A 9,062-nucleotide genomic window follows, 5' to 3' on the forward strand; every position below is an offset into this window, starting at 1 on the left:
GGACGCGGCAGGGTGCCTCGCTGGCCTGTCGGCGCTGCCGAACGAGGCGGGGTGCGCGCTGCGCGTGCTGGCGCCCGATGGCGGGCACCTCGCGCGTGGGCTCGCGGGCGCCTGCGACGCGGGCTTCGCGACCCTGTTCGGCCACGCGCCCGCGTTGCGGCGGAAGTAGGCTACTCCGCGGCCGGCTTCGCCCAATGGATGACGCTGCGCGCGTGGAACGACTCGCGGAACTGTTCGGTCGAGCGCGGCAGCAGCGTGCCGGTGCCCCAGTCGAGCACGACGCCGTAGCGGCGCACGGCGTCGAGCGCGTCGATCTCGCCGGCCCGGAAGCGCCGCGCGACCTCCTCCGGGTCCGTCGCGATCCAGTCCAGCCGCTCACGGCGCATCTGCGCCCGCAGCGCCTCGGTCGCTTCCGTATCCACCGCGTAGTCGCAGGTATCGCGATCGACGACACGCAGCACCACGCCGTAGTCGCGGGCGGCGCGCTCGACGGAGACGTAATCGTCCGCCACGTCCTCGCGCACCGCCGCCGGGTCGCGCTCCAGCGGATCGCCGTAGCCGCCGCCCCCGGCGGTCGGGCGGCTGAAGGAATCGCCGCTGCCGATCGCGACGTCGGAAAACACCGAGCCGAGCCATTCCGTCGTGTCCTGTCCCGCGCGCTGCAGGTGCAGGCCATGCGGCATCGACGGCAGGCCGCCGTTGATGCCCCAGACAACAGCGCGCTCGCGGTCACATATATAGGAAATGACGGTGCGCTCCGCCTCGCGCAGGATGCTCGTCTTGCGCACGCCCGCGCCGCCGCGCCAGCGCCCGGGGCCGGCGGAGTCGGTGAGGATTTCGTATTCGGTGGTCAGGATCGGATTGCCGCGCTCCTGCCCTTCCACCGGCTGCGACATCAGGCCGGTGCCGAAGCACGCGGTGGTGACGTTGCAGCCGTCACGCCCGTTGCGCCCGCCCCAGCCGCCGGGCAGCCAGTCGTAGAACATGAAGATCGGCTTGTCCGCGCTGCGCAGGTCGTGACCGCCGGTGAGCAGATATTCGAGGTTGAACGCACAGGCGATGGCGCGTTCCGGCATGATACGCGACCAGATCTCGTAGATCGAGTTCATGATCTTCTCGAACGGCATCAGGAAGCCTGTGACGCCGATCGGCCAGCGGGCGTTGACGATCGTATCCTCCGGCGCGATCACCTCGATCACCCGGTAGAAGCCGGAATTGAGCGGCAGGTCGGGGAAGAAGGTCTTCATGCCGGCGACGACGGCCGAGAAGGTGGCGCCGAAGGCGGAGTTGTAGATCGAGCCGATGCAGGGATGGCTGCCCGTGAAATCATAGATCACGCGATCGCCGGCGATGGTCAGCTTGACGCGGATCGGGATCATCCCCTCGCCCGCCGAGGGGTCGCGGTCGATATAGTCCGCCGTCTCCCACGTCCCGTCCGGCAGGGCGGCGAGGCGGGCACGCACCGCGCGTTCGACATAGTCCTGCACCGACGCCATGCCGGCGAGCACCGTGTCCTTTCCGTATTTCCCGACGAGGCGGATGATGTCGCGGGCGGCGACGTTCGTCGCCTCGGCCTGGGCCTGCATGTCGCCGATGATCGACACGGGATCGCGCGTGTTGCTGGCGATCAGATGCGCGACGTCGCGCTTCAGCCCGCCCGCGTCGAACAGCCGCACGGGGGTGATGCGCAGCCCCTCGCGGAACATGTCGCGGGCCAGCACGTCGAACGAGCCGGGCACGCTGCCGCCGACATCGGACCAGTGGCCGTTGGACTGCGCGTAGCCGATCACTTCGTCATCGACGAAGATCGGGCGGACCAGCCGCACGTCCGGGAAATGCGTGCCGCCGGCATAGGGATCGTTGATCGCGAACACGTCGCCCGGGCGCATGTCGTCGCGGAAGAAGCGGATCACGTCCTTGCACGTGTAGTGCAGGGTGCCGACATGCACCGCGATGTCCTGGTTGCCCTGCGCCACGCTGTCGCCGTTGGCGTCGTTCAGCGCGTTAGAGAAGTCGCGGTTGTAGATGACGAAGGAATAGCAGGTGCGGAGGATCTGTTCCGCCATCTGATCGACGGCGGTGATGAAGCTGTTCTTCAGCACCTCGAACGTCACGGGATCGAGGGTGGTGTCGGCGCCGGCCATCGCTCAGCCCTCCGCGCGCAGGATGATGTTGAGACGGGCATCGACGGTGGCCACGGTGCCGGGCGGCACGACGGTGGTCGAGTCGAGCTGTTCGATGATCGCCGGGCCGCGCAGGGTCGCGCCCGCGCCGATGTCCGGGCGCCAGTAAACCGGCGTCTCCGCCCCGCCCGTCTCGGCGAACCAGACGCGGCGCGTCGCCATCGGCGGCGGCACGTGGCCGGTCATCGGATGCGTCGCCAGCTCCGCCTTCGGCACGGTGCCGATCGCCTTGAGGTTGAGGCGGAACAGGCCGACCGGCGCATCGTCGCGGCGGAAATTGTATTCCCGCGCGTGCTGGGCGTGAAAGGCGGCGATCAGGCTGTCCATGTCGCCGATCGGCGACGGCGCGGGCACGGCGAGCGAGCGCCACTGGCCCTGGTACATCATGTCCACCGTCCGCTGCATGACGATGTCGGCGGCCGCCACGCTTTCATGCGCGAGGCGTTCGGCGGCCTCGTGCTCCAGCCTGCGGAACGCCGCCTCGATCTCCGCCGGGTCGGCGTCGGCGGCGGGACGCAGATAGCTTTCCGCCAGATCGTGCTGCACGTCGACTAGCAGGCAGCCCATCGCGGAGGTGATGCCGGGATTGGGCGGCACGATGACCACGGGGATCGACAGTTCGCGCGCGATCGCGACGCCATGCAGCGCGCCGGCGCCGCCGAAGGCGACGAGGGCGAAATCGCGCGGATCATAGCCACGGCTGATGGAAATGAGCCGCACCGCATCGGCCATGTTGGCGTTGGCGACGCGCAGGATCGCGTCCGCCGCTTCCTCCACCGACAGGCCGAAATGCGCGGCGACGCCCGTGCGCACCGCCTCGTGCGCGAGGGCGCCGTCGAGCTTGACGCTGCCGCCCGCGAGCCCGCCGCCGAGGCGGCCGAGCACCATGTTCGCGTCCGAGTTGGTCGGCACCGTGTTGCCGCGGCCATAGCAGGCGGGACCGGGATTGGCGCCGGCCGATTGCGGGCCGTTGCGCAGGCTGCCGGCCTCGTCGATCCAGGCGAGCGAGCCGCCGCCGGCGCCGATGGTCATCACCTCGATGCTGGGGAAGCGGATCGGATAGCCGAACTCGATATGCCAGTCCTTAGTCACCCGCGACTGCCCCTCGTAGGCGAGCGACACGTCGCAGCTGGTGCCGCCCATGTCGAGGCCGATCGAATTGGCAAAGCCGCACTGGCTCGCGATATGACGGCTGGCGATGGCGCCGGCGGCGATGCCCGAGCCGGCGAGGCGTCCGGCATAGTCGGCGACGCCCGCCGCCGTCATCACCCCGCCGCCGGTGTGCAGCAGCAGCAGGTCGCCCGCATAGCCGGCGCCGTGCAGCCGGTCGGACAGGCGGCGCGTGTAGTCGACCACGACGGGGCTGAGGGCGGCGTTGACGACGGTGGTGGAGAAACGCTCGTGCTCGAAGATCTCCGGCAGCACCTCCGACGAGGTGGAGACGGGCACGCCCGGCAGCATCTCCGTCAGGATGACCTTCATCCGCCGCTCGTTCGCGCCGTTCATGTAGGCGTTCATGAAGCAGACGGCGACGGCGGCCACGCCGCGCTTGGCCAGCACGCGCCCCACCTCGCGCGCCGCGTCCTCGTCGAGCGGCGTGACGATTTGACCCGCGGCGTCGACGCGCTCCGGCACCGTCAGGCGGTGGCGGCGCGGCACATAGGGGCGGGCGACGTCCTTATAGACGTCCCACAGGTCTTCCTTGTTCGCGCGGCGGATTTCGATGACGTCGCGGAAGCCCTGGGTGCAGACCATGGCCGTGAGCGGCAGCCGCCGGGTGATCAGCGCGTTGGTCGCGACGGTGGTGCCGTGGGAGAACAGCACGACATCCGACAGATCGACCGCCGCCTTTTCCAGCCCCGACATCACGCCGTCGATCGGATCCGGGGTGGAGGCGGTCTTTTCGATGCGGATCAGGCCGCTTGTCTGGTCAAGGATGCAGATATCGGTGAACGTGCCGCCGATATCGACGGCGACCCTGAGACGAGCCATGCGGCGCTCCCGTTGTCATGCGCGACGGCGAGCCTAGCGGCGTCGTCATCGTTATGCCAGCGGCCGGCGACGTTCAGGACTGGGCGGCGCGCATCAGCATCTGGCCGAGTTCTTCGGCGACCTTGCTCTGCGTCGGATCGAGGCCGCCGACGCGGCGGGTGACGAGGCGCAGCTCCTGCTGCAACGGCAGCGGGCCGCGCAGCGGCAGGAAGAGCAGCGTGCCGTCGGCCTCCGCCTCGATTTCGCTCATGAAGCTGACGCCCTCGCCCTGCAGCGCGGCGCGGCGCATCAGCTCGATGGAGTTCGTCTCGACCACGGTATCGACGGCGATCGCGCTCCGCTCCAGCGCCTCGGCAAGCAGGGCGCCGATGGAGATCGAGCGGTCGGGGATGACCATCGGAAAGCCGGCGCAGTCGGCGAGCGAGACATCCGCCAGACGGGCGAGCGGGTGGCCGGGTGTCACGACGGCGCCGATGCGCGAGACGGCACGGGCGACGATGCGCAGCTTCGGATCGGACGGCAGCTGATAGCCGAGGCCGAGTTCCGCCTCCCCGGCCAGCACCGCCGCCATCACCGCGTCGAGCGGCATCGCCCGCACGACGAGCTTCACGAAGGGATGGCGCTGGCGCATCCAGGCCAGCAGGCGCGGCATGATGCCGGGTACGAGGCCGCTGATGGTGGCGATGCGCACGAGGCCGCGGCGGCGGCCCTGCAGCTCCAGGAAGCGGGCGCGCAGCACCTCCTGCTCGCGCAAGGTGTGGCGGATATGGGCGATCAGCAGCTCGCCCGCGACCGTCAGCCGCAGCCGCCGCGGCAGGCGCTCGAACAGGGCGACGCCGTATTCGGCCTCCAGCGCGATGATCTGCCGGTTGATCGACGAGGCGGCGATGCCGAGCCGGTCGGCGGCGCGCCGGATGGACCCGGCCCGCGCGACCTCGTCGATGTAGCCGAGCAGGCGGGAATGCAGCATGGACGGCCCTCCGTCTTGCGTTGCTAAAATGAGCACGCTCAAGCGCCTATTTGATGCTTTGAAGGCACGGGTCGGCGGGTGTCAATGGCGCGACGCCCCTCCAGCCACAGGTGCCCCGATGCCGCTTGCCCTCAGCCGCCGCCACGCCATCGCCGCCGGCCTCGCGGGAGCGGCGGCGGCCGCGACACCGCGCCGCGCGCGGGCCGCGACGAAGACCAAGATCCGCTACCTGACGAGCTGGTTCCCGCAGGCCGAGCACGGCGGCTACTATCAGGCGCTGGCGACCGGGCTGTACGAGCGCGAGGGGCTGGACGTCACCATCGACATGGGCGGCCCGCAGGTGAACGGGCTGCAGCTGCTCACCGCCGGCGCGGCCGACATCATCATGGGCTATGACATCCAGGTACTGTCGGCGATCGAGCGGAAATTGCCGGTGGTCACGGTCGCGACGACGTTCCAGTCCGACCTGCAGGGGCTGATGACGCATCCCGACATCAAGGGCATCGCGCAGCTCAAGGGCCACCGCATCCTGATCGCCAACACGTCCTATGCGACGTTCTGGCCGTGGCTGAAGCAGCGCTTCGGCTTCACCGACGAACAGGCGGGGCCGTACACGTTCAACCTGCAGCCGTTCCTGATCGATCCCAACGTCGCGGTGCAGGCCTATGGCACGTCCGAGCCGTTCGAGGCGAAGCAGATGGGCGCGCAGGTCAATTTCTTCCTGTTCGCCGATGACGGCTATCCGCCCTATGGCTCCACGATGGTGACGCGGACGGAGTTCGCGGCGCGGCAGCCGGACGCGGTGCGCGGCTTCATCCGCGCCTCGCTGCTGGGCTGGCGCGACTACATGCACGACCCGGCGCCGGGCAACCGGCTCATCAAGCAGGCCAACCCCAAGATGACCGACGCGCGCATCGCCTATGCGATCGCGCAGATGAAGGCGCTGCATGTCCTCGACGGTGGCGACGCGCGGACCATGGGGCTCGGCATCATGACGGCCGCGCGGTGGCAGAAGACGCGCGACTTCCTGGTCGCGGGCAAGATCCTGTCGCCGCAGACCGACTGGCGCGCGGCGTTCACCACGAAGTTCATCGACGGCATGCGGATCATGCCGGACGGCACCGCATGACGGAGCGCGCCGCCGCCGACGCGGTGATCCTGCGCGGCGCGCTCGGCATCCTGACCGGGCTTGCGGGTCCGGCCGCGCGCGCGAGGGGCGACATCCTGATCGAGGGCGGGCGCATCGCGGCGGTCGGCGCGGTGCCGGACCGTCCGGGCGCGCGGGTGCTCGACGCGTCGGGCTGCGTCGTCACGCCCGGGCTGGTGAGCGCGCACCACCATCTGTTCCAGAGCATGCTGAAGGCGGTGCCGGCGGCGATGGACGCGCCGCTGGAAACCTGGCTGCGCTGCGTGCCCTATACGTACTGGCCGCGCTTCGACGTGGAGGCGCTGGCCGTCGCCGCGACCGTCGGGATGGCGGAGCTGCTGCTGTCCGGCTGCACGACCGTGGCAGACCACCACTACCTGTTCGCCGACACCTATGACTATGCGCCCGAGGCGGTGCTGTTCGAGACGGCGGAGCGGCTGGGCCTGCGAATGGCGCTGCTGCGCGGCGGCACCACGCGCAGCCGGCGGTTCGACACGCCCGACATCGTCCCGACGCCGAACGAGCGCATCGACGTGATGCTGCGCCGGGTGCAGGACATCGCGCAGCGCTATCACGACCCCGCCCCCGATGCGCGCCGGCGCGTCGTGCTGGCGCCGAACACGCCGACCTGGGGTGTCGCGCGCGATGAGTTGCGCCCGCTGGCGCAGGCGGCGCGGCAGATGGGGCTGCGTCTGCACAGCCATCTGTCGGAGACGCAGACCTATGTGACCTATTGCCACGAGACCTATGGCATGCGGCCGGTGCAATGGCTCGCCGACCATGACTGGCTCGGCCCCGACGTGTGGTTCGCGCATCTGGTGCATGTGGACGCGGCGGAGCTTTCGCTGCTGGCGGCGACCGGCACCGGCATGGCGCATTGTCCGCAGAGCAACGGCCGGCTCGGCTCCGGCATCGCGCCGGCGCCGGCGCTGGATCGCATGGGCGGGCGCGTGGCGCTCGCCGCCGACGGCGCCGCGTCGAACGAGGCATGCGACATGATCAGCGAGATGCATGCGGCGTTCCTGCTGCACCGCGCGGCGGGCGGGCCGGCGGCGGTGACGTGCGACGACGTGCTGCGCTGGGCGACGGCGGGCGGGGCGGCGGTGCTCGGCCTGGATGCGATCGGCACGATCGAGGTGGGCAAGCAGGCGGACATCGCCGTGTTCGACCTGACGGCGCCGCGCTATGCCGGGCTGCATGATCCGCTGGTGGCGCCGGTCGCCTGCGGCGGTGGCGCGCGCGTGCGCTTCGCGTTGTGCGGCGGCCGGGTCGTGGTAGAGGATGGCGCGATCCCCGGGCTCGATCACGCGGCGCTGGCCGCGCGTGCCGGCGCGGTGGTACGACGTCTCAATGCCTGATCCTTTCAACGTCTGACGAACACCGCGCAGCCGCATCGGCCGGGCGCGATTGCGACAGAGGTCGCCATGCTGACCACCCAACAGGAGCTGTTCCGCAAGTTCTGGTACGCGGTGATGCCGCTGCACGAGCTGGATGCCGGGCCGAAGCCGTTCCGGCTGATGGGCATCGACATCGTCGTCTTCCTCGACGCGGCGGGCGCGCCGCGCGCGCTGCGCGACCGGTGCTGTCACCGCACCGCGAAACTGTCCAAGGGCTGGTGCGAGGACGGCCGCATCGTCTGCGGCTATCACGGCTGGACCTATGACGGCGACGGCCGGCTTGTCCGCATCCCGCAATTCGAGCCGGGCGAGCCGCTGCCGTCGCACAAGGTGGACAGTTTCTGGTGCATGGCGCGCTATGGCTATGTGTGGGTGTCGATCGACGAGCCGATCGAGGATCTGTTCGACATCCCCGAGGACCGCGACCCCGGCTTCCGCCGCATCTTCCAGTTCTATGAGACATGGCGGACCGCGCCGCTGCGGATGATGGAGAACTCGTTCGACAACGCGCATTTCTCGTTCGTCCACCGCGCGACCTTTGGCAACGCCGCGGCCCCGAAGCCGAAACCGTACGAGATCATCGAGACGGATTACGGATTCTATGCCGCCTCCACCGTCGAGATCCTCAACCCGCCCGAGGCGCACGAGGTGACCGGCGACACGCGGCCGATGACGACGCGGGCGATGGAGAATCACTGGTATCTGCCGTTCTGCCGGCGCATGGACATGACGTACCCGAGCGGCATCCGCCACATCATCATCAACTGCGCGACGCCGATCGACGACGACCGCATCCAGCTGATGCAGCTGCTGTACCGCAACGACCGCGAGGAGGACTGTTCCACCGCCAAGCTGATCGAGTGGGACCAGAAGATCACCAACGAGGACCGCGAGGTGCTGGAGAGCACCGACTGGGACGCGACGGTGGACATCGCGGCGCGCATCGAGGCGCACATGCCGTCCGACCGGCCCGGCATCATCATGCGCAAGCGGCTGCTCGACCTGCTGCGCCAGAACGGCGAGGAGGAGGCGCGCGCCGCCCCGCCGCCCGCGCCGCGCGTGAAGGTGGCGGGCGGCATGCTGCGCGGCCCGGGCGCGATCGGTACATTGCAGATGGTGGTGGACCGAGTCACGCGACAGGCCGAGCGGGTGGTCTGCCTCGATCTGGTGCCGGCGCGCGGCGGCGAGGTGCCGGCGTTCGAGCCGGGCGCGCATATCGACGTGCACGTGGCGACCGGCATCGTGCGGCAGTATTCGCTGTGCGGCGATCCGGCCGACCGCGCGCGCTGGCGCATCGCCGTGCTGCTGGAGGCGCAGTCGCGCGGCGGGTCCGCCACCATCCACGACGCCTTCACCCCCGGCCGGCGCGTGCG

6 protein-coding genes are annotated in these 9,062 nt (G+C 69.9%); 3 read left to right on the plus strand and 3 right to left on the minus strand.

Translation table 11 applies throughout. From position 1 onward, the window contains the following. Window positions 1-170 precede the first annotated feature (170 nt). The 3 genes from B8460_RS05070 to B8460_RS05080 all read right to left on the minus strand — a co-directional run bounded on the left by B8460_RS05070 (window position 171) and on the right by B8460_RS05080 (window position 5,145). Window positions 171-2,144, minus strand: coding sequence for a hydantoinase B/oxoprolinase family protein (locus B8460_RS05070; protein ID WP_048860495.1), 1,974 nt, complete (start codon window positions 2,142-2,144; stop codon window positions 171-173). Window positions 2,145-2,147: 3 nt separating this feature from the next. Continuing rightward, window positions 2,148-4,175: a hydantoinase/oxoprolinase family protein gene (locus B8460_RS05075; protein ID WP_048860496.1), complete on the minus strand. Its 2,028-nt coding sequence runs from the start codon at window positions 4,173-4,175 to the stop codon at window positions 2,148-2,150. A gap of 73 nt (window positions 4,176-4,248) precedes the next feature. Then, complete coding sequence (locus B8460_RS05080; protein WP_048860497.1) at window positions 4,249-5,145, minus strand: LysR family transcriptional regulator; 897 nt, start codon at window positions 5,143-5,145, stop codon at window positions 4,249-4,251. 118 nt (window positions 5,146-5,263) lie between these two features. Between B8460_RS05080 and B8460_RS05085 the strand changes: the two genes are divergently transcribed. The 3 genes from B8460_RS05085 to B8460_RS05095 all read left to right on the plus strand — a co-directional run. Beyond that, window positions 5,264-6,274, plus strand: a complete 1,011-nt coding sequence (locus tag B8460_RS05085) for an ABC transporter substrate-binding protein (RefSeq protein ID WP_048860498.1) — start codon at window positions 5,264-5,266, stop codon at window positions 6,272-6,274. After that, on the plus strand, window positions 6,271-7,650 hold the full coding sequence (locus B8460_RS05090; RefSeq protein ID WP_048860499.1) for an amidohydrolase family protein: 1,380 nt from the start codon (window positions 6,271-6,273) through the stop codon (window positions 7,648-7,650). The genes B8460_RS05085 and B8460_RS05090 overlap by 4 nt, the downstream gene beginning before the upstream one ends. A gap of 66 nt (window positions 7,651-7,716) precedes the next feature. Continuing rightward, the coding region (locus B8460_RS05095; protein WP_084623250.1) for a Rieske 2Fe-2S domain-containing protein at window positions 7,717-9,062 on the plus strand (1,346 nt) is incomplete at its 3' end.

Origin of the sequence: Acidisphaera rubrifaciens HS-AP3 (genome assembly GCF_000964365.1) — a bacterium.
In the GTDB taxonomy this organism is placed as follows: Bacteria; Pseudomonadota; Alphaproteobacteria; order Acetobacterales; family Acetobacteraceae; genus Acidisphaera; species Acidisphaera rubrifaciens.